This is a genomic window from Pseudomonas sp. FP597 (genome assembly GCF_030687435.1).
GTDB lineage: Bacteria > Pseudomonadota > Gammaproteobacteria > Pseudomonadales > Pseudomonadaceae > Aquipseudomonas > Aquipseudomonas lactucae.
In genome coordinates, this window is record NZ_CP117432.1 from 2,350,984 (window position 1) to 2,372,330 (window position 21,347).

At 57.5% G+C, this 21,347-nt stretch carries 17 protein-coding genes and 4 pseudogenes; 9 read left to right on the forward strand and 12 right to left on the reverse strand.

The window, feature by feature from the left end; all coding sequences use genetic code 11:
* Nucleotides 1-307: 307 nt before the first annotated feature.
* The 9 genes and pseudogenes from PSH66_RS11030 to PSH66_RS11070 all read right to left on the reverse strand — a co-directional run.
* Nucleotides 308-1,426, reverse strand: a complete 1,119-nt coding sequence (locus PSH66_RS11030; protein ID WP_205490841.1) for an efflux RND transporter periplasmic adaptor subunit — start codon at nucleotides 1,424-1,426, stop codon at nucleotides 308-310.
* Between the two features lie 14 nt (nucleotides 1,427-1,440).
* On the reverse strand, nucleotides 1,441-4,617 hold the full coding sequence (locus tag PSH66_RS11035) for an efflux RND transporter permease subunit (protein ID WP_305429054.1): 3,177 nt from the start codon (nucleotides 4,615-4,617) through the stop codon (nucleotides 1,441-1,443).
* Nucleotides 4,618-4,715: 98 nt separating this feature from the next.
* Nucleotides 4,716-5,711, reverse strand: a complete 996-nt coding sequence (locus tag PSH66_RS11040) for a hydroxyquinol 1,2-dioxygenase (protein WP_179028445.1) — start codon at nucleotides 5,709-5,711, stop codon at nucleotides 4,716-4,718.
* 27 nt (nucleotides 5,712-5,738) lie between these two features.
* On the reverse strand, nucleotides 5,739-6,236 hold the full coding sequence (locus tag PSH66_RS11045) for a hydroxyquinol 1,2-dioxygenase (protein WP_205347504.1): 498 nt from the start codon (nucleotides 6,234-6,236) through the stop codon (nucleotides 5,739-5,741).
* A 67-nt stretch (nucleotides 6,237-6,303) separates the two neighbouring features.
* Nucleotides 6,304-8,040 (reverse strand): FAD-dependent monooxygenase, encoded by a 1,737-nt coding sequence (locus PSH66_RS11050; protein WP_225908785.1) that lies wholly within the window; start codon nucleotides 8,038-8,040, stop codon nucleotides 6,304-6,306.
* A 97-nt stretch (nucleotides 8,041-8,137) separates the two neighbouring features.
* Nucleotides 8,138-9,253, reverse strand: a complete 1,116-nt coding sequence (locus tag PSH66_RS11055; protein WP_179028444.1) for an FAD-dependent monooxygenase — start codon at nucleotides 9,251-9,253, stop codon at nucleotides 8,138-8,140.
* Between the two features lie 5 nt (nucleotides 9,254-9,258).
* On the reverse strand, nucleotides 9,259-10,446 hold the full coding sequence (locus tag PSH66_RS11060; RefSeq protein WP_205490830.1) for an MFS transporter: 1,188 nt from the start codon (nucleotides 10,444-10,446) through the stop codon (nucleotides 9,259-9,261).
* Nucleotides 10,447-10,680: 234 nt separating this feature from the next.
* Entirely contained in the window at nucleotides 10,681-11,238 is a 558-nt protein-coding gene (locus PSH66_RS11065; protein WP_205347505.1) for a TetR/AcrR family transcriptional regulator, read from the reverse strand.
* Between the two features lie 160 nt (nucleotides 11,239-11,398).
* A pseudogene (locus PSH66_RS11070) lies at nucleotides 11,399-12,262 on the reverse strand (sigma 54-interacting transcriptional regulator); the annotation flags it as partial.
* Nucleotides 12,263-13,147: 885 nt separating this feature from the next.
* On the opposite strand from PSH66_RS11070, the pseudogene PSH66_RS30130 reads away from it, so the two are divergent.
* A pseudogene (locus PSH66_RS30130) lies at nucleotides 13,148-13,414 on the forward strand (DUF3363 domain-containing protein); the annotation flags it as partial.
* On the opposite strand, the gene PSH66_RS11080 reads toward PSH66_RS30130, so the two are convergent.
* Nucleotides 13,404-14,306: a LysR substrate-binding domain-containing protein gene (locus PSH66_RS11080; RefSeq protein WP_069787745.1), complete on the reverse strand. Its 903-nt coding sequence runs from the start codon at nucleotides 14,304-14,306 to the stop codon at nucleotides 13,404-13,406. The pseudogene PSH66_RS30130 and the gene PSH66_RS11080 overlap by 11 nt on opposite strands.
* 156 nt (nucleotides 14,307-14,462) lie before the next feature.
* On the opposite strand from PSH66_RS11080, the gene PSH66_RS11085 reads away from it, so the two are divergent.
* Genes PSH66_RS11085 through PSH66_RS11095 form a run of 3 tightly spaced genes read left to right on the forward strand, consistent with a single transcriptional unit; the run spans nucleotide 14,463 to nucleotide 16,204 of the window.
* On the forward strand, nucleotides 14,463-15,029 hold the full coding sequence (locus tag PSH66_RS11085) for a sugar ABC transporter (protein ID WP_205490828.1): 567 nt from the start codon (nucleotides 14,463-14,465) through the stop codon (nucleotides 15,027-15,029).
* Nucleotides 15,017-15,343: a hypothetical protein gene (locus PSH66_RS11090; protein ID WP_205490827.1), complete on the forward strand. Its 327-nt coding sequence runs from the start codon at nucleotides 15,017-15,019 to the stop codon at nucleotides 15,341-15,343. Before PSH66_RS11085 ends, PSH66_RS11090 begins: the two co-directional genes overlap by 13 nt.
* 21 nt (nucleotides 15,344-15,364) lie before the next feature.
* Nucleotides 15,365-16,204 carry an MBL fold metallo-hydrolase gene (locus tag PSH66_RS11095; protein ID WP_179028441.1) on the forward strand — a complete coding sequence of 280 codons (840 nt, stop codon included), beginning with the start codon at nucleotides 15,365-15,367 and terminating at the stop codon, nucleotides 16,202-16,204.
* A gap of 36 nt (nucleotides 16,205-16,240) precedes the next feature.
* Here PSH66_RS11095 and PSH66_RS11100 read toward each other — a convergent pair whose 3' ends face one another.
* Nucleotides 16,241-17,149, reverse strand: coding sequence for a LysR family transcriptional regulator (locus PSH66_RS11100; RefSeq protein ID WP_179028440.1), 909 nt, complete (start codon nucleotides 17,147-17,149; stop codon nucleotides 16,241-16,243).
* A gap of 153 nt (nucleotides 17,150-17,302) precedes the next feature.
* Here PSH66_RS11100 and PSH66_RS11105 point away from each other — a divergent pair, with 153 nt between their 5' ends.
* The 4 genes and pseudogenes from PSH66_RS11105 to PSH66_RS11120 all read left to right on the forward strand — a co-directional run bounded on the left by PSH66_RS11105 (nucleotide 17,303) and on the right by PSH66_RS11120 (nucleotide 19,783).
* On the forward strand, nucleotides 17,303-18,007 hold the full coding sequence (locus PSH66_RS11105) for a type 1 glutamine amidotransferase domain-containing protein (protein WP_205519996.1): 705 nt from the start codon (nucleotides 17,303-17,305) through the stop codon (nucleotides 18,005-18,007).
* 15 nt (nucleotides 18,008-18,022) lie between these two features.
* On the forward strand, nucleotides 18,023-19,204 hold the full coding sequence (locus PSH66_RS11110) for an MFS transporter (RefSeq protein WP_205519995.1): 1,182 nt from the start codon (nucleotides 18,023-18,025) through the stop codon (nucleotides 19,202-19,204).
* Between the two features lie 7 nt (nucleotides 19,205-19,211).
* A pseudogene (locus tag PSH66_RS11115) lies at nucleotides 19,212-19,468 on the forward strand (LysR family transcriptional regulator); the annotation flags it as partial.
* Between the two features lie 88 nt (nucleotides 19,469-19,556).
* Nucleotides 19,557-19,783, forward strand: a pseudogene (locus PSH66_RS11120) (DUF2274 domain-containing protein).
* Between the two features lie 753 nt (nucleotides 19,784-20,536).
* On the opposite strand, the gene PSH66_RS11125 reads toward PSH66_RS11120, so the two are convergent.
* Nucleotides 20,537-20,878: a helix-turn-helix domain-containing protein gene (locus tag PSH66_RS11125; protein ID WP_027912505.1), complete on the reverse strand. Its 342-nt coding sequence runs from the start codon at nucleotides 20,876-20,878 to the stop codon at nucleotides 20,537-20,539.
* A 209-nt stretch (nucleotides 20,879-21,087) separates the two neighbouring features.
* On the opposite strand from PSH66_RS11125, the gene PSH66_RS11130 reads away from it, so the two are divergent.
* Complete coding sequence (locus tag PSH66_RS11130) at nucleotides 21,088-21,345, forward strand: hypothetical protein (protein WP_205490819.1); 258 nt, start codon at nucleotides 21,088-21,090, stop codon at nucleotides 21,343-21,345.
* Nucleotides 21,346-21,347 lie beyond the last annotated feature (2 nt).

The following is a 21,347-nucleotide window of genomic DNA, read 5'->3' on the forward strand; positions in this document are numbered from 1 at the left end:
CACTGGAATTAAGAAAAGGAAAAAAAGAGACTGGTGCTAAATCGCTCATGTGATGGTCTCCGAAATAAAAACACCCTGCGAAAGCTTAGCCCTCGCAATGTGTGGGAGTTACCATCTCATTACCCGTTCGCCTATCCCCTATCTTAAGGGGGGAACGGTGCCCTGTCTTTCATGGGGCTTGTTCATCCGCCAAGATTTCGTCTCTCCGATTATGAAGGCCGACAAACCCGTTATCCACCCATGCCGATCGAGAATTAAGGGCTGCGGCATTTACTTACCCGTCATCGATTGTCCTTTAATCTCGCCACTATTGAATGGCGGTCACTTTCGTATTCCGTTGCAGCAGCGCATTGGGGCTTAACACCAATGTGTCGCCGTCCCCAAGCCCGGAAATGACCTCAACCATGTCCCCTAGGTTACGACCCAGTGTGACTATGCAGTACTCGACGGTGTTGTCCTTGCGTAGGCGCAAGGTATGCGCTCCGGCGCCGTCCTGAACAACGGTAGAGATTGGCACAAGCACCGCAGGTTGAGCAGGTATTGCCAGTTCGACTTCACCCGCCATGCCGGACGGGATTCGATTGCCTGGGTTTGGAAGCCTGAGTTCGATGCGCATGCCGCCGCTGCTTCCCGAAATGTTTTTTGCCATACGGGTGACGGTTGCTTTCATGGCGGGGCCGGAAAGTCCTTGGAACTGGACGGTCGCCGCTATCCCGGGGCGGATGTGCATCACTGCACTCTGCGGGGCGTCAACCACAACTCGCAGGGGGTTCAGGCTGCTCAGTTCAAAGAGCGGCAATGTGCTCGCTGCTTGATCGCCTATCACCCTATCGCCGTCATCTACGTTGCGGGCCGACACCACGCCAGCAAAGGGGGCTTTGACGATCTGGAAGCGTTGTTCCTCTTCCAGGCCTGCCAACTGCGCAGTGGCCGCAGCCCAGGAGGCTTGATCCACCGCATAGCTGGCCTGGCGCTGTTCGTAGACTTCACGCGCTATCGCCCCCGACGACACCAATGTCTGTGCCCGCTTCAGGTTGCTTGCTGATAGCTTTGCATTGGCCGCCGCCAGTTGCAGTTGGGCATTCGCCTGGCGAACATGTTGGTCAATTTCGGGCGCACTGACCTCGGCCAGCACTTGCCCCTTCGCCACCGTATCGCCTATATCCACCTGCCGTTTGGTGAGAATGCCGGTGGCTCGGGCAAAAATGAATGCGTGTTCGCCGGGGCGCGACGTCGCAGGCAGGACGAGCGTCTGCGTGTCCGGCGCGGCTCTTACCGTCACGGTTTTCACTTGAGGGCTTGCAGTTTCATCGGTTGCCGATGCTGATTTTGCATCGCAGCCGGCAAGGGAGAATGCGAGAAGCAACGTCGTCAACGAGATGAAACGCAAGCAAGAAGAAGTGCCGGTGCAAGGTGAGGTTGACATGGTGGATCCTGGGGTCAAGAAAGGCGTTCGGCAGTGAGCGAAGAAAGGTGTCGGGCTTTGCGTCGCCGACCTGACGCCGCAAGGATCGCCGGGACGACGAGCAAGGTCGCTGGTGTTCCCAGCAATAGCCCGCCAATCACGGCTCTGCCCAAAGGCGCGTTTTGCTCTGCGCCGTCACCCAGGCCCAATGCCATGGGAATGATGCCAAGCAGCATGGCGCACGCAGTCATCAGGACGGGCCTGAGGCGTACCGAGGCGGCCTCGAAGGCCGCGAGCTCAGGGTCATGACCGGTAATGATGAGATTCCTGGCGAAACTGGTGACCAGTACGCTGTTCGCCGTGGAGACGCCGATGACCATCATTGCGCCCATCAGCGCCGGAACAGAAAGCGGGGTGTGGGTAACCCATAGTGAAATCGCGGAGCCGGTGAGGGCAAAGGGTAGTCCGCACATGGCCACTAAAGGGTAGGTCCAGGATTGAAAGTTGACCACCAGGAGCAGGAACACCAATAGTGCGGCGAGCGCCAATCCATTAGTAAGCTCGGTATAGGCCGACTGCATGGCTTGTGCCTGTCCGCCTATTTCAATATGGTTCCCGGGTTTGAGCTGAGGACTCAATGTGTTGATCACATTCGTCAGCGCATGAAGCACGGTCCCTAAGTCGGTTTGACGGATATTGGCAATAACATTGAGGGTGGGGGCCAGCATCGTTTTGTCGATACTGGCTGGTACGGTGCGTCTTGCCACGCTGGCTATGGTGCGTAGTAGGACCTGTTCGCCATTGGTATAGGTGCGCACCGGTATGTTGAGCAGAGTGTCAATATTCTGAAGGTCATTTGGAAGTGCTTGCACTTGTACGACGTAGGCTAATGTCGTGGCCTGGTCTACCCAGTAAATGGGCGAGACGGTGCTTGCCGATCCCAGTACTGACAATATTGCCCGGCTGGCATCTTCCGAGCTGATGCCCAGCTGTGCCGCCCGGGTTCTGTCGATCTGGATGTAGTATTCCGGTAGATCAAGCACCTGCTGCAACGCGACATCCGTCGCACCAGGGACCGTCCTGAGCCTGGACTGGATCGCACGAGCAATCTTGAGGTTGCCTTGTGTATCGCGCCCAGTGATCTTTACTTCGAAAGCACCCAGTGCCGAGCCCGCCAGCGTGCGGCTGGTAGCATCGGCTGGGCGGTCAAACATCACGATATCCGGAAACTTCGACGCAATGTGCTGACGTATTTCGTCAAGATAACCTGCGCTGGGTGCGTGATGGGCTCGCAACTGGATCATCACCTCCGCCTCGAACGGGCCGACGACAGCGCTGTCGACAAAGCCTAGGTTGATGGGGTCGGGAATGCCGATTTGTTCGTAAAGAGTCTGCAATTCGTCCTGAGGGATAATCTTGCGAATTTCTCGCTGTACGGCTGCCAACCTTTGAGCTGTCTCCTCAATTCGGAGGCCGGCAGGAAAGCGCACTTGCAGGCGCAGTTGACCAGCGTCTATTTGCGGGAAGTACTCCTGCCCCAGGGAAGTTGCTGCGAGCACACCCAGCCCAAGCAGGAGCGCCAAGCTGATGAGAAGCTTCGTGCCGTTCTGGTGCAAGCTATTGAGCAGGCGACTCTGCCGATCCCTGATGTGGTCGATGACCTGCTCTACCCGATGGTTGGCAGCCAGTAGCAAGGGCGCCATACGGCCCTTCGGGGAAGCACGTGCTTCAAGGTCCTTCGGCAGCATCAATGAACACAGTACGGGGATCAGCGTTCGCGAGAGCATGAAAGATGCGAGCATGGCGAAGATTACCGCCAGGGCCAGAGGGGCGAATACCCAGGAGGAAAGGCCTGTCAGCAATAGGATCGGCGTGAGCACGATACAAATGCACAGCGTGGATACAAACTCTGGGAATACCACTTCTTTTGCGCTATCAAGAATGGCGGTGGGTACCGCCTTACCCATCGCGACGTGCCGGTTGGTGTTCTCTACGTCGACCACCGCGTTATCGACCAGTATGCCAATCGCAAGTGCCAGGCCGCCCAGCGTCATAATGTTGAAAGTATTGCCGAGCAGGTGCAGCGCCAGCGTCGAAGCCAGGAGCGCCAGTGGGATGTTGGCGAGCACAATCAGACTCGAACGCCACGAACCAATGAACATAAGCACGACCAGCGCTACCAGTACGCCGACCAATACGCCCTCGTGAACAACGGACTGAATGGCGTTGTTGACGAATATTGACTGGTCGAACACGGCTTCGATGCGCATTCCGGCAGGGGCCGAAGCAATCACCTCCGGCAAACGCGCCCGGACGGCCCTGACTATATCCACGGCGGACGCACCGCCCAGTTTAATCAGTGATACGGAAACGGCGCTGGCGCCATCCATTCGCGCAATACTGGTTTGCAGTGCTGCGCCATCGCGCACTGAAGCAACATCACGGACATAGATGACGTTAGTTCCATTCGACTTGATGGGGAGACTCATGAAACCCTTCACGTCGACAGGGCTGGCCTGCACAGTAACCTGCAACTCCTGCGGCCCTTCACGCAGGCTGCCCGACGGTAGCGTAGGAGCACCGTGTTCAATGGCGCTGGTGACTTGGTTTGCCGTGAGGTTATAGGTTTGCAGCGCCACAGGGTTGAGATCGATCATGACTTGGCGCGCGGCGCCACCATACGGAAGCGTCATGAGAACGCCGGGGATGGATTGAATCTGGGAGCGCAGTTGCAGCCGTGCGTAATCGTACAACTGAGCTTCGGTCATCGAGTCAGAAGACAGTACCAACTGCAACACGGGCGTACTGGAAACGTTGTTACGCACGATGAATGGTGGTGCAGTCCCTGCCGGCATGCGCCTGAGCATGGTCTGTGACACTGCTGTGATCTGCGTCAGCGCACGATCTATGGGCGCGCCGGGTTGCAGGTCCACGCGAATCATCCCGATCCCATTGATTGTTTGTGAGCCCACCTGTTTCAGGTCATCAACATTATTAAGAATTGAAATTTCTGACAGTGAAGTAATCTTCGCTGCCATTTCTGCCGCCGGTAGTCCGCTATACGTCCAGAGCACCTTGACCGACGGTATATCGATCCTGGGCAGGATATCGGTCGGCATGTGCCGTGCAGAGAGCCCGCCAAAAATCAACAGCATCAGCGCAATGACCGCGATGGTGTAGCGGCGGCTCAGTGCATATTGGACAATCCACATTTGCAGTGACTCATCTGTTTTTTAGAGGTGGGCATTGATGCCGCTCGCCCAGGCAGCGAATGAACCCTGGGCAAGCGGACCCTCAGTGAGGTTAAGTTTCAGAACTCGACGGGATAAGGCGCTAACGTGCCGTTGGCATATAAAGGTGGCAGGTCGGGCGTGCTGTTTTCCAGAACCAGGAGCATGGCGCGTTTGGGCGCAAAGCCTTTATGGCGAATATCGGCAGGCATCGCGCACACGTCCCCAGGGCGCATGGCGACTCGGCCTAAGGGCGCGCCTGTTTCTTTGTCCTGAAGCGTCCAGTGAATTTCATCGGTCAGTTGTATGAACCATTCCGGGCGGTCGTTACCGTGAGTTACCGGTAACACGTGCTCTTCGCTGGACATGCAAAAAAGACTGTTGCGCGTGGAGGAAACCGTCGACGGTATCCAGGTCACCTCGGAGCGAGCAATGTGATCGAACACATTGACTGCATGAAGGCTACCCTCGAAACCGGGTTCTGTTTTCACCTGTGGCCGATCAAACTCCAGATGCAGATCTTTAAACGACTCACTGATGGGCTGCCCGGAAGCGCTGGATCGGGCGACTGCATCGCCGGGCAGGCCGAGCATCCTTTTTGCTGGCTGGGTGAAACCTCGCGTCAGGGAAATCCGAGCTGGCCTGCCTTTGGGGCCGTGAGCCGAACCTGTCTCGCGCGGGACACACAATGGGTCATACCCTTCATTGATCCAGTCGTTCGCGATGCCTTGGAAGACCTCCAGGACCTGCTCCGTATCGAACGTTTCGTGATAAGCGATCCCGGCTTTTTTGTAGCTGGGATGATGGGTGCCCGCGAACACTTCAACTTTTCCATAATAATTAATGGTGCCGAATATATCGTCGAAGAAAATCCAGCCATAAAGAAACTCCCAGCCCAAGTCTCGTACCATGGCGCTTAGGAACAGTTCAACGTGCATATAGTGAACACCGCCCGGCCAGCGGATAATTGCAAAGTTGTTATCCCTGCTAAAGGAGAACTGTCCCAGGCTAAAGAGTTGATACTCCGTGTCGAGCGTTTCAAATGATTGAGGTGCTGCGGATAATGTCTGCGACATGATGAGCTCCGGTAAGGTGGCGAACGGTTAGCCACGTGCACAAATGTCGGCCCAACGCTCTTGCGTCAGGTCGCCTGATAGGGTCTGAATCAATGCAACGGCAGGTTGGTCACTTCCCAAACGGTAAGCGGTGTTGGCGGGTAGCAGGACAAGGTGTCCGCGGCGGGCCTGGACGTTTCCCATGCACGCTCCCGACGGCGGCGCTTCTAGTAAATGAGCGCCTTGCGACGCCGGCGCCGGCAACGTCTGAGGGGGAACAGTAAAAAAAGTGAGCGTGACATCACCATCCATGATGAGGGCAAACTCATCATGGGCGGCGATGAACCAAGGGGAGTCATGTTGGATCTTTATCACTTCGGTGACGTATTCGATATTTTTGGTAACGGCAACGCGTTCGAAAAAATCTGAACGTTGCGCGACGTCAAAGATATTTGAGAATGCGTAGTGCTCAGGCTTGGCGGAAAATAAGTCCAATGATCCCTTTCTAAAGTGGGTCAATGAGCCTGTAACGGTATATGCAGACATAGCTATCCCTTCCCTGTATGAGCTAAAAAATACAATGCTGTTTTTAATAACTTTTTGCAGCGGATCGCTACAGTCCGAGCACACGAGAAAGTACGCTGCGTAAGTGCTCAGGCGAGTACAACGAGAGGTTGCCGTGCCAGGCGATATGAGCATCGGGCCTTACCAAAAGACACGCGTCTTCTCTATCATCAAGCAGCGCCGACCAATCGCCGTACAGGTCTTCCACATCGCGCCCTGGCCCTACCGTTACGCAGCGAACAGCTAGACCAAACACCTCATTGATTTGCCTGGCCTGCTCGACCCAGGCGCCACCTGCAATACCGGTAATTACCGTGAATTGGCCTTTGCCTACCAAATCCAGGGTGGACAGTTGACGGCCGTTTTTATTCACCCACGCGTGTGGCAGTCGACCGCCCGCGCGCAACGAGGGTTGATAGAACAATTCACTGTCCTGGGAAAATACAAAAGGCTCATCTGCATCTTCTACAATCGCATCGGATTGATAGCGAATGTTCAGCTCCACGCCTTGGGTCGCAAATTCGTAGGCTTTCAACTGGATGGCTTTCCTGAGGGCCTTCCTGCGTTGGGCGCCTTCTGGCGTGTCGTGTTCCAACGAGCGAATATTCTGGTTCATCTGCTCCGCGGACAGACCTGTCGTCAGGTCCAGCGCCTGGAAGAGCGCTGCGAAGTCCTCGACGCTTTTATTGGCCCGGCGAATGATCTGCCGCCCGACGGGAATGCGCTCGGTATCGTAGGTTTCAAGCAGTGAAGGTGACGCCGTTCCTGCAAGGACTAGCGATAGTTTCCAGGCCAGGTTGTAGGCGTCCTGAATCGAGGTATTGGAGCCCAGGCCATTCGTCGGTGGATGGCGATGCACCGCGTCGCCCAGGCAGAAGACCCGTCCCTGGCTGTAACGCGCCGCATACATCTCATTGACAGTCCAAAGGGAAATCGAAGAAATTTCGACCTCCACCGACGTGTCGCCCACAAACTGATGAACAATGGCAATCGCTTGCTCGTTCGTTAATTCAGGCGCTGGGCCGTTTATGTCATAGCCCCAGACAATCTGCCATTCGTTCCAAGGCCTGACCATCCGTAAAAGGCCCATGCCAATGCCCCCGATATCGGCCCCTGGTTGCAGCATCCACCACAGGTAACCGGGACGATGAGCCACATATTGACTCAGGTCTGCTCGCAGAATAATGCTGATACTGCCACTTTTGCCCATCTTGCCTTCCATGGGCAATTGGAGGTCCGCGGCGACTTTGCTATTAGCGCCGTCTGCCCCCAGCAGGTATTTACAGCGAATACTGTATTCGCTTCCGCTCAAGCGGTCGCTGACCTGGACAACTACACCGTCCGGATCCTGCTGATGGCTCAGGTATTGACTATCAAAGCGCACGTGGCTGCCTTGGGAAACTGCCCTGCCTAACAGGATGGGCTCAAGCAAGTGCTGGGGCAGGTCACATTGCTCGCAGGGACTGGCCAGCAGGTAGTCGCTTCGCCGCTTGGGGTCGTTGGCGCCGTAAGGCAAGCGACCAAGTTCCTTGCCGGTCAGACTGTTGCAGAAGACGACGTTACCCATGACCTCCAACGGTGCCGCTTTGGCAATCACGTCTTGATGCACCCCCAGGTCCCGAAGCACTTCCAGGGTACGGGTGTTGATGTAGTGAGCCCGAGGCGTATCGGCGAGCCATCGATACTTAGTGATGACCAGGTTGGCGATACCGGCATTGCTCAGGGCCAGTGCGGCGGTCGAACCGGCCGGCCCACTGCCGATAATGATGACATCTGTTTCAAGCATGAAGCGCACTCCTATGCAGTTGTTAAATCCAAAGTCCTTACGCTCATCTTGTTGGCTTGCGGTTTAATCCATGCGCTTCATTGCCGCGAACGACTACTTAGCGGCCTGTTTGGTGGGCAAAAACCCAAGAGGGGTCCATGGCCGATCGCAGCCAGGTATTTTCATTGGACATTGCCTGGACCGCAGACACCCGTTCTATCCTTTCTTCGTAATAGCGTGCGAAGGCTTGCTCATAGCGCTGCAGGCCAAACTCGCAAAGGTAACGTGACAGAACCGCAGCATCTTCAATGGCCATCGCCGCGCCTTGAGCCATATGTGGTCGCATCGGGTGACAGGCATCACCCAGCAGGGCGACGCGTTGCGCGTGCCAGGTATCGCATGGGGGGCGCTCAAACAGTGGCCATTTTTTCCAATCCGTGGCGGTGTCCAACAGCGCTCGAACGTGCGGATGGAAGCCGTGGAATTGCTCCAGTAACTCGTCACGGCTGCCCTCCTGCCAACCTCTGTCCGCAGGCCAATCAGGTTCGGGAAAACCGGCGACGAAGTAGTAATTCTTGCGGTCATTGTCCAGGTAGTAGGAGATGACAAATCGTTCCCCGTCCCACCATTTGGTAAGGTCGTCCAGTGGTGCGTGAGGCAACTTCGATGCATCAACGATTGCCCTGTAGGCTGCTTGACCAGCAAACGTGGGCGGGGTGGGATCAAAGAGTGCCGAACGAATCTTGGAAAATACGCCGTCAGCCGCGATGACAAGGCGGGCTCGCTGTTGTGATCCATCTGCAAAGCCGAGCTTGACGTCTTCGCTGCCCTGTTCGATGGAGTTCAGTTGTTTGGCGTAATGAATGCTATCTGGTGCGATGCGCGACACCAGCGCTTCGTGAAAATCCGACCTGCGGATGGTGATATAAGACGCGCCATATTGAACGCTCATATGGCTTGCCAGCGGCAGTTCGAACAGGACGTCCGCAGTGGCTCCGCAGCGGCTGGTAAAACTGGCGGGAGTGAAACCTTTCTCTACCAGTTGATTTTGCAGGTCCAGGTCGTGCAACACGTTCATCAAGTTCGGCGTTAGATGAATACCAGCACCTACAGGGCCGAATGAGGGCGCTTGCTCAAACACACAGGCGTTGAAACCCTTGGCTTGAAGCAGGGCGGTCATGGCCGCGCCCCCTAAGCCGCAGCCAATAACGGCGATGTCCAATGGTTGATCCATGGTGCTTACTCCGTGATGAAATATAACAGCGCGGTGACCGGCAACGCGAAGCCCAGCCAAGAAGCCAATGACCAGCCGCCTTCGGCGAACGCCCAGCCACCCATTGCGGAGCCGGCTGCAGCCCCCATGAAAAAGGTGGTCATGTACAGGCCGTTGAGGCGCGCCCGAAACTCACTGCCCAGTGCGAATATCGTGCGCTGGCCCAGGGTCATGTTGGCCGACACCCCGAAGTCCAGAACGACAGCGGCAATCACCAGTAAAACCAGAGCGGTAGTGGAACCCTGCGGGGCAATATGGGTAATCAGAAAAGCGGCTGCGACGCAGATCATCGCCGCTGCGGTCGCAGATTTGGTCCGCCCCCGGTCCGCAACTCGGCCGGCAATAGGGGCTGCAATCGCGCCAGCGACACCTGCCAGGGCAAAAAGGCCGATCTCTCCCTGATTCAGGTGAAACACTGATGTCAAGAGCAGTGGCGTGGTTGTCCAGAACAGACTGAAGGCGCCGAACAGGCAAGCGTGATAAATAGCGCGACGGCGAAGCACGGGCGTGGTGCGCAATAGGTGCCACATCGAACCAATCAACGACGCATAACTCATTTTTGCCGCAGGTTCGCGTTTGGGCAGCACGACACTCAATAGCAGCGCGAGTAGCACCATACCGGCAGCGGCAAAGTAGAAGACGTTCGTCCAATCCGATAGTTGGGTAATGAAACTCGCAACAGGACGAGCGAGCATGATCCCCAGCATCAGCCCACTCATTACATTGCCAACCACCCGGCCTCTACTTTCTTCCGGCGCCATGTGCGCGGCATAAGGGACCAGCACTTGCACCGCTACCGTGCCAAGGCCTGTTACCAGGGCCGCCAGCAAAAAGGGCAGTGGTGAGTGTGAAAGGCCGGACACCAGCAGCCCTGATGCAGCAATGAGGATCAACGTGATGGTCAGCTTGCGATTCTCGAACAAGTCGCCCAAAGGGGCGACCAGCAGCAACCCTGCGCCATACCCCAGTTGCGTCAACGTGACGATCAGGCCGGTGCTGGATGCGGGCAGGCCAATAGCGCTGGCAATCGGCCCTGCCAGCGGCTGGGCGTAATAAATATTGGCCGCCAGTAAGCCGCAAGCGGTTGCCAGCAACAACGTCAGCCAAGTTGAAATACCAGGTTTTTCTAAACTGATGGAGGCTGAGCCGTTCATAGCGGATGCATTCCTTTTTGGAAGTTATCACTTCCTAATGTGGCAATAAAAAGACACCCCTGCTGCGCAGTTAGGTGTCGATGGCCAGGATTACCGCTTCGCTAGTACTGGTGTGAAGCGCTGATTTGGATAATAGGTAGTGAATGTTACCAAATCAAGCGGCATTTAGAAAAATGACTTGGCAATTTTTGTGGAGGGATTCAATAAGGGGCTCGAAAGCCCCGATGCTGACGCTCAGGCCAGTGTTTTCATGGCCAAACCGACGGTGGTTTCCATGTCGGAGAGGTCCGGAGAAGTTTTGCCTATCACGCGTAAACCTTGGATTAAACAGAGCATGAATTTGGCGGCTGCAGCACTGTTGACAGTGGCCGCAATCGACCCATCGCTGATGCCTACGTCAATCAGGCGCTGCAACAAAGCCTCACGATCACGCAGCGAGACCAGCGCCATTTCTGCAATTTCAGCGTCGAACGCCCCCAGCTCCACAGTGGTGCTGACGATGAGACAGCCATCACGACCGTCCTCGCCACTTGAAATGGCTGCATAGAAAAGCAAGGCTTGGCGAAGCATCTCACGACCGCACTTGCCGGTGCTGATCGCCTGTCGAAGCTGACTACCACGGGTGCTGGATTGTCGTTTCAACGCGCTCAGGAAGACTTCACGTTTGTCCTTGAAAGCTTTATACAAGCTTCCGCAGGTGAGGTTTGTGGCGTCGGAGATATCGACGATGGAGGTTCCGTGAAAGCCGCGCTGGCAGAACAGTTTGGCGGCGTTATCCAGAAACTCGTCCATGTCAAATTCACGTGGACGGCCTTGGCTCCGGGTAGTTTTGATGGTTTTCATCCAATGACTATAGGTAATAGATGTTCCCAAATCAATCTGCGAGGTATTGCCTACGGCCGATCTATCGCATTGATTATAAGGTGGTAGCCTATGATGATGGTGGTTGGCGTCAGGTGAGTTGCCGCTGATGCTTCTTCAAGCGGTAGGTGAATTGAGCACGGCTCAACCCTAGGAGTCTTGCCGCATCCGCCAGATTGCCTGCGTTCTGTTGCAAGGCTTCGTTGATCAGGCGAGATTTCAGACCTTCGATGGAAAAACCCTGGTCCAGTTCGCCAAGGTATACAGTAGTGCCGGGCGGCTCGCGGGCAGGCGCACAGTCTGGTGGTGGGCAAGCTGCCGCGGCCATCCACGCCGTAGGGGCCAGACGGCATCGGCTCGTTGTGAAACAGGTGCACCAGGTCAATGGGTTGGCCTTCGTCATTGGCGATCAGGCCGCGTTCGATCAGGTTTTGCAGTTCGCGCACATTGCCCGCGAAGTCGTAGCGCAGCAAAACTTTCAGGGCGCGCATGGTAACGCCCACCGGCGTTCGCACGTATTCCTGGCAGAAGCGCGTGAGGAACGCGTTGATCAACAGCGGGATGTCGTCCCGGCGTTCGCGCAGCGGGGCAGGGCGATGGGGTAGACATTCAGGCGGTAGAACAGGTCTTCGCGAAACGTACCGTCGGCAACGGATTTGCGTAGATCAAGGTTGGTGGCGGCCACTACTCGCACATCCACCTTGACCCCGCGTACGCCGCCAACCCTTTCGATTTCCCGTTACTGCAAGGCCCGTAGCAACTTGCTTTGCCCGCCCTGGCTCAGGCTGGTGATCTCATCCAGAAACAGTGTGCCGCCTTGGGCACGCTCAAAACGTCCAGGTCGTGAATGGGCCGCGCCGGTATACGCGCCGCGTTCGACGCCGAAAAGTTCAGCCTCAATCAGGTTGTCCGGGATGGCTGCGCAATTGAGGGCCACAAACGGGCTGTCACGCCTGGCGCGCGAACATCTCCTTGGCCTACTCAATCTCACCATCAACTCGAATCAGGCTTCGGCCTTTCTGCCCATCAAGATCAGCGATCCGAGTCAAACATTGGAGGTGAGTTTCTTGTCCACGCCGGTTTCTTCCAACATTGCTGAACGCTCCGACCTGACTGACCCTCGGCTTTACTGGAGGCTGATGAATGCCTGCGTACACTTTGAGTAACTGATCCTACTGGCGCTCAGGCTCATCATCGCAGCCATGTGAGCGATGGCGACGGTAAGGCTATCGGCGGGTCGCAGATCGTCTGCTGGTTTGCTGAAAGAGCCTGTGTCACCTGTACTCACGGACAAGGCGAATCTCGAGGGTACGCAGTGAATAGAGGTTCGAGGTGGAGGATGCCTCGGGCATGCGCTTTCAAGGCCAACGGTTCCAAGGTTCAAGCCAGGTGGCAGATCAGAAACGGCGCCAGTCTCAATTGCTAGCGCTGGATACAATGGCAGTTACGGCAAAAAATACAAAAAAGTGGGCCTGGCGGGGTGCCAGGCGAGGAAGAGAAGAACCACCTTTGGCGAACTTACGCAGTCGACAAACTCCTCGCAAAACGTGTTTTAACTGCATCTCGATTCGCCAACCGACCCTTATCGTGGCCTGGGTCGGAACATGCCGGCACGCATCCGCGCACAAAGGGTGCCCTGTGTTTCCCCGGTGGGCTCCGGGACTGAATGCGATCCGTAGCGGATGACCGCTGATGCCTGGTAGAGGCAACAGCGGTCATCCGCCACCACGATCAGGTCGAGCACAAAGCGGGAATGTAATTCCGCAGAAGAGAAGGCTCCGAACTCAGGGAGTCCGACCGAGCTACCCGGAGCGAATCGGCCTTGGGTCGCCGTTGGCGGTTAACCGCCGACACTGGCGTGGAGCATCGCCCCCGTCACAGACGAGCAGCGCGTGGCCGGCATCTACCGGCGTTCCGTCATGCTCGCCAGTGGGCGCTACGCGATGCTGGATGACGGCATGGGATTTAGTCTGGTGCCTTGGCAGCCAGCGACAGAGAAGAAGCTTGGGTAGCAAATGGCCGCGGCGGTGATGTGTCGTGGGAGATCAGGCGCAACGTAGCGCCTCTATCTGATAACAATGGAGGAAAGACATATCCTACGATTTAACCGCTGCCCCCTTCTTCGCTTCGTCGAGCAACCATTGAGCAAAAGCTTGTATTGGCTTTCTGCCCAATCCGATGGGCTCAGGAAGGATGAGGCAGAAGGTTTTGGAGATGGTTTTCCCCTCCGGCCACGGGGCGATCAGGCTTCCTGACGCAAGTTCGGCTTCAACGTACAGGCGCGGTACTAGCGCAACGCCGAGGCCGGCCAATGCGGCTTCTATCAACATTCCATGGAGATCAAAGCGTGCGCCAATTGCAGGATTGGTCAGCGGGCTTCCCGTCTCCTGGGCGTAGTGTTGCCAAGCTTCAGGGTTCTGTCGTCGGTGAAGGCGCGGTAATTCATCCAGTGCGGTTGTTCGATTGCGTCCTGTCAGAAGTTCAGGATGGCAAACCGGAACCAGCACTTCATGCAAAAGTTCGTGAGTCCGCATTCCCGTCCACGCTGGGTGCTCGAAATGGATGGCAGCATCGAATCCGCTCCCGGCCAGGACGAAGGGTTCCATGCGCTCGGCCAAATGCACAGTAATGTTCGGATGCTTCTGCTGGAATCGTCCCAAGCGAGGAATGAGCCATCGCATCGCGAACGTCGGGATAGTGGCAATGTCCAAGCTTGCGCCATCGTTCGGCTGCCCCATTAAGTACTGACTGTCCCGATCCAAGCGGTCAAGCGATTCGCGAACTTGGACCGCGTAACGCTCTCCGTTAGGAAGGAGTCGGACACGATTGCCGACCCGCTCGAACAGGGTGACCCCGAGGAAGGCTTCCAGCCTGCCAATCTGGCGACTGATAGCTCCTTCAGTCAAAGACAGTTCCTCTGCCGCGCGCGCGAAGCTGCCGTGGCGCGCAGCCACTTCGAATGCCATCAGTGCCGTGCTGCTGGGGATCTTCCTTCGCATGAGCGTTCCTAGCTTAAAACTGGTGATCGGTTTAGCTTGATTTTTTGTCACTGAAGCATACCGAAAAATCGTTTTATACGTCGATTTTCAGGTCATACCATGATGAAACATCAACAGTGAGGACCGAGCGCACAAGCGGTTCGGTAGCGTGATTCCATGATCTATACCGTCGAGTGCAGCTTTGCCGACCCAGCCAGCGAAGCAGAGTGGAATGATTTCTATAGCCTGGAAAAGCTACCCGCGCTTATTTCCGTGAGCGGGTTCCATACTTCGCAGCGCTTCAAGGCGTTTAGCGATGGCTGCCCTGTCTACCTGGCCATGCACTCGATCGACGGTCTGGCTGTGCTTGAGGGCGACGAGTATCGCCAAAAGGGCGGGGGCAACTTCGCACGCTGGCAGCAGCACATCACCGATTGGCACCGCAATCTTTACGGCGGCCTTGAGCGTGCGCCTGCCATCGGTGAAGGCGAGCATCTGATCGTGAGCGCAGTCGGTCCCGAGCCGCTCATCGAGATGGGGCTCACGCCTGAGCAGATGTGGGCCGTCGCATTGGAGAAGTGTCCTGAAAACAGGTGGCTGGCGAAGCTGGATAGCGCCATTAGTCTTGGTGTAGATACCCTTCCGAAGAACGTGCATCTCTATGCCCCGATGACCGTGCAATTGACGAGTGGCAGAGGCGCAGAGCCCCCAGACGCAGGTGCAGAACCGACATGCCTAACCTGACGATCTTCATCCAGGCGGACGAGATGCCACCCGACGCAAATCTGGCGGAACTCACCAAACGATGCACTCGACTTTGCACGGACGTCCTTCAGGCGGCGCTGGACAACGTGCATGTCATCTACGTCGCTGCCCGCCAGGGGCGTGGGCATCCTGCTTACGCGGAAATCAAGTACCGCCTCGAACCGTTTAGAACGCCATCGGTCATGGACGATTTCATGGCGCGACTGGATGAGGCAATAAAACGCCATGCGGGGCTAACGGCGCGCATTCGTTGCTTTGGCTATCCAGCCGATACCATCTACGCGCGGAACTGATGACCCGCAAGGAGGGCCGCAATGAACGACATGAAATTTCCGGGCCAGCAGATCGGCGAGTTTTCTATTACGGCCATCAGTGACGGATACCTTTGCGCAAGTCTAGATCTTCTCTCCAATATCGATCCTGCGCAGGCGTCCAAGTTGCAGCAGGACGCAGGTGTAAGCGATCCATTCTCGATCCACATCAACTGTTACCTGGTGCGTGGAATGGGCCGCACGATCCTCATTGATGCGGGGGCTGGTGGTTTCAAGCAGTGGGGCGGCAAGCTAAAGGCGAATCTCGCGCGTGCTGGCGTGCAACCCGCTGACATTGACACCATTCTTCTGACCCATGCACATCCCGACCATGTTGGGGGGTTGCTTGACTCTTCAGGGGAAGCAGCCTTTCCCGATGCAGAGCTAGTCGTCCACCAGCGTGAGGTTTCTTTCTGGGAGGACGATGGCAATCTCAGTCGAGCGAGTGAACGTGCTCGTGGCAACTTCCTGTTTGCTCGGAAGGTGTTCGATCAGTATCGGGAGAAGACGCGCCTGTTTACTGATAGCGAAGTTCTCCCTGGCATTAGTGCGATGCCCCTTCCGGGGCATACCGCAGGACATTCCGGTTATCGTCTCGATTCCAATGGTCGTAGTCTGCTGGTTTGGGGGGATATCGTTCATTTCCCCCAAATTCAGATTGCTCGTCCCGACGTAACCATTGCATTCGACCAAGATCCGCTTCTTTCCGCCGAAACACGATCCAAACTATTGAATGTTGTTAGCTCGGATAAGATTCTTATCGCTGGTATGCACCTTGGCGAACTCGGTTTTGCACATGTCGAGCGGCTAGGCAAAACCTACAAAATTTCCTACGAAACTTAGCGGCTGTTCGAGATGCGTCGGCTGCGGCGAATGAGGTCATTGATCCCACGGCGCCTCCTGCCAGCGGTCGAACAGAAAATCGCTGAACGCCGTCAGCCGGCGCGGCACTGGTTCGCGCCGCGCCCGCACGATGCTGATCTTCGAGGGTGTGGCTTCCCATTCAGGCAACACGCGCACCAGCCTCCCGTCGCGTAGTTCCTCGTGAATGTCCCAGGTCTCGCGCAGCGAGATGCCCAGCCCGGCCACGCACCACGCATGTAGCACGTCGCCGTTGTCGCTGCACAGCGTACCGCTGACCGCGACAGGCGTCTCCCGGCGGCCCTTGCGCAGCGGCCAGGTGCTTTGCAGCAGGCCCGGATAGGCGAACACCAGGCAGTTGTGCCGTTCCAGTTCTTCCGGCTGCGCGGGACTGCCATGCGCTTTCAGGTAGGCGGGAGACGCTGCCAGAATGCGCCGGTTTTCGGCCACGCGCCGCGCCACCAGGCGCGAATCGGCCAACTCGCCCATGCGGATCGCCAGGTCGAGGTCGCCGCTATACAGATCCTGCACTTGATCGGACAGGCGCAGGTCGAAACCGACCCTGGGATGCAGGCGGCAGAAATCGTGGATAGCCGGGGCCACGAACTTGCGCCCGAACGGCGTGGGCGCGGTCAGGCGGATAGTGCCGCTCAGTTCCTGGCTGCCGCCGGTCGCCAGTTCCTGCACTTCTTCCAGCACAGCCAGGGCCACCCGTGCGCGCTCGGCGATGGCGCGGCCTTCGCTGGTGATGCGCAAGTTACGGGTGTTGCGCTCGAACAGCGTGGTGCCCAACGCTTGTTCCAGCCGGGCGATCTGCTTGCTGACCGTCTTAGGCGCGAGGTGCAGGTCGCGTGCGGCGGCGGAAAAACTGTGGCGCTCCACAACATGCACGAACACCGCTAGGTCATCAAGATTGCGCAGGGCCATTTGGGTCATTCCGGGGAAAGTGTTTGTCTATTTTGGTCATTTAAACGATATACCGGATTCACCAGAATGAGGATCCCAACTTCCCACGCTGCAACACGCATGCCTCCGTTGGAGGTGTCCGGTGGTGTGCTCGATTCGCTGCAGGAGCTTCTGATGACCCAACGTATTCTTTTCGTCCTGACCAGCCACGACCGAAAGGGGCCGGCCGGCGCCGCCGATGCCGCGCCCAGCGGTTTCTATCTGTCCGAGGTCACGCATCCGCATCGGGTGCTGGCAGACGCCGGTCATGCGGTCGATTTCGTCAGCGCCAAGGGCGGCAAGACGCACGTCGATGGACTCAGTCTGGACGATCCGATCAATGCCGCGTTCTGGAACGATGCGACGCTAAGAAGCGCCACCGAGAACACCATGGCACCCACGCAGGTCGATCCCGATGCCTACGCCGCGATCTTCTACGCCGGCGGCCACGCGACGATGTGGGAGTTCCCGGACAACGCCGAACTGGCGGCCATTGCGGCGTTCATCTACGAGCGTGGCGGCGTGGTCGCGGCGGTGTGCCACGGGCCGGCCGGGCTGGTAAACCTCAAGTTGTCCGATGGCGGCTATCTGGTAACGGGTAAGGACGTGTCGGCCTTCACCAACGAGGAGGAGCGTGCGGTCGGCCTGTACGACACGGTGCCCTTCCTGCTGGCCGATGCTTTGCAGGAGCGTGGCGCCCGGCATGTGCCTGCGGCGAATTTCCAGGCGCAGGTAGTGGTGAGCGAGCGCCGGGTGATGGGGCAGAACCCGGCCTCGGCCAAGGGCGTCGCGGAAGCGATGCTGCCCCTATTAGCGGTGACAGCCGAGAAGCGAGCCTGAACCATGAATCCACGTATGCCTTTCGTCATCTACGTCTTCGCGCTTTGCGCGTTCGCCCTGGGCTTTACCGAGTTCGTCACCATCGGCCTGGTGTCCACTATTTCCGCTGATCTGCATGTCAGCGTCAGCCAGGTTGGCGCGGCGGTTACGGCCTATGCGCTGGGTGCGGTGATTGGTGCACCCGGCCTGACCGCGCTGGCAACCCGCTGGCCGCGCAAGCGGCTGCTGCTGGTGGCGATGGGGCTGTTCACGTTGGGCAACGCTGTAGTCAGTCTGTCCGATGCACTGACACCCATGCTGGTGGCCCGCTCCGCCTCCGGCCTGGGACATGGGGTATTTCTCGCCGTAGCATCCAGCGTGGCAACCCAATTGGCGGGCCGACATCGCGCCGGTGCGGCGGTGGCCGTGGTGTTCGGCGGCCTGACGCTGTCACTGGCGCTGGGCGTACCGCTCGGCACCTACCTGGGCAGCGTGTTGAGCTGGCAGGTCATCTTCATGGCAGTGGCCGCAAGTGGTGCCATTGGGTTCGTCGGCCTGCTGGCCCTGATGCCGACAGATCGCAACGATGCCTCGGCGCAGGCCAATGCGATGGATGGCCTGAAAGCTATGTTCAATCAGCGTCTGCTGGCCGGAGCCGGTATCACCGTGTTGGCGTATGCGGGATCTTTCGCGCTCTACACCTACATTTCGCCGATCCTGCTGCAAGTGACGAACGTGAGTGAAAGCATGGCGAGCCTTTTGATGCTGGGCTACGGCGTGATGGCCGCCATTGGCAATGTGTGGGGCGGGCGGCTGACCGACCGCAAGGGTGCCGACTTTGCGGTGATGACTGTGCTCGTCGGCCTGGCCGTCGTGCTGTTGGCGATATGGGCATCGGCACCGTCGTTGCCGTTGATGGTGTTGCTGACGGGCCTGCTGGGTGCGCTGACCTATGCGGCGGTGCCTGCCTTGCAGGCGCGGGTGATCGGGTTGTCGCACATCCACGCGCCGGAGGCACCGGCAGTGGCGGCTGGGCTGAACATCGCCGGCTTCAATGGCGGCATCGCGTTGGGTTCGCTGCTAGGCGGGGCCAGCCTGGAAGCGATGGGTCTGACCAGCACGGCCTGGGTCGGTGCGGTTGCCGTGGGCCTGGGGATCGTCTGGATGCTCTGGCAGATGCGGCGTCCCACGTTCCTGGGCGCAAGAACTCATAGATAGGTGAACGATGGATCTTCGGGATCTTCGCTGCTTCCTGGCCGGAGCCGAAGAATTCCACTCGCCCGTGCGGCGGAGAAACTGCACATTGAGCAATCGCCGCTGTCTCGGGCCATCAAAGAACTTGAAGAAGAACCGGGCGTGGTGCTATTTGCACGTACCACACGCAGCACACGCCTGACCCGTGCGGGCAAGCTTTTCTTTGGCCGTGTCTGCAGGGCATTGCCTGCTGGCCCACAAACGCATTGCTATGGAAGAACTGCTGCGCTATCCGCTGGTGCTCTGCTATCTGTAGGCGTGCTAAGGACATGCGCGACAGGTTGATCGTTTGCTACGCCGCGTGGACTTACAATCGATGTTAGCCAAGCGGGCGGGGCCGCAGCCCAAGACCGAGAGCATCAAGCTGATCTTCGTTTGTCGACTAGCCTAAAAGCCGACATCAAGCTCTAACTTGACCGCTACGCCGCGCCGCACGCACAGGTGTACGGTTAGATCCCACACATGCTACAGGCGTTCATCGCAGGCGACCGGGGAATCAGTAAGGCAGGAACGAGCAAGGCCACACCGCTTACGCCGAATTGACGGTGCGGACATTTCTACCACCCCCAAGATGAAAGCGCAGCCGACGGGCTGCGCTTTCGCTTTGATGGGTGACTTGCGACAAGGCCGGGCTATGATGACGCTGCGACTTTGCCCGCTACGCCGCTTCTGGGAATGCTACGGTGAAGCAACTATGCAGCACCTAGCTCGAAATGCGGCTAGAGCAGGCGGAGGAAGAGTTCTGGCTTACTCTATTGTCCCGTAAGAGCTTTTCACCGTCGGATGTCTGTACTACAGGCTTGGCAGCCAAAATTTTCATGACCGGAAATAGTGTCGGTCACTGAATTAAAAAAGTGAAGAGCGGGCCTGTCGGGGTGCCAGGCGAGGAATAGAAAAGCCACCTTAGGCGGTCTGACGCAGTCGACAAGCTCCTCGCAAAACTTGGTTTGACTGCGCCATGATTCGCCAACCGACCCTTGTCGTGGCCTGGGTCGGAACATGCTGGCACGCATCCGCGCACAAAGGGTGCCCAGTGTTTCCCCGGCGGGCTCCGGGACTGAATGCGATTGCCGTAGCGGATGACCGCTGATGCCTGGCAGAGGCAACAGCGGTCATCCGCCACATTGATCCGGTCGAGCACAAAGCGGGAATGAAATTCCGCAGAAGAGAAGGCTCCGAACTCTAACAGTCCGACCGAGCTACCCGGAGCGAATCGGTCTTGGGTCGCCGTAAGCGATGATCTTGAGGCACTACAGCAGAGGGGGTGGGAGGACGTCAAGCCAGTGTGCTAAGAGGTTATTTGCTACTGAGATGAGCGGCCAGCTGTTCGACGGTCGTCAGGATAAAGGCACGGTCGCTTTCTTGAAGGCCGCTCAGCAGGCCCGCAATCATCTGGCCCTGGTCGTTGGGGCGACTGCTCGACTCCGTCAGCAGTTCATCCATCCGGCAGTCGAAGATGTCCGCCAGTTGCATCAGCTTGACCACGGAAAGCTCGACCACACCTCGCTCAAGGCGCGAAATGGCTTCGCTGCCGATTCCCAGGCGTTCTGCCACTTCTTCCTGGGTCAGATTACGCTGGGTGCGGTGCTTCGCGATCATGCGTCCGATTTGGGCTTGGGTTGGATGTTTATGTGCCAAGTGATGAGTTCTCCAATTCAACCCGAATGGTTGAGCAAAGACCCATTGACATGAACATCCTTAACGGTTGAGTATCGACTTAAAGGGTTGTTATATTGACTGAAACAGCTGTTTGTCGCGACGTGACATCTATTCCTCCAGGAATCAGAGGCCGAAGTGACCAGCGAGACTGAACGGTCTGATAGGGCCAAAGGGAGGCAAGGTTGAGCATGGATGAGCCGCGCGAGAACGTCATGGACCTGATCTGGGATCGAACACTGGAGCTGTTCATCAAGATCCATGACTGCCCTGATAGCCCCGAACATCTCGACAGCCTTGTTCATTGGCTAAACGAAGATCCTGCTAACCTGAAAGCGTTCAATGAACTGGGGCAGATATGGATCGCGGCAGGCATCGCCTTGGCCCGTGAAATCGGACAACCGCTAGACGACTTGGAGAAGGATCAGGCGCCGTTGATGATGCACTGACA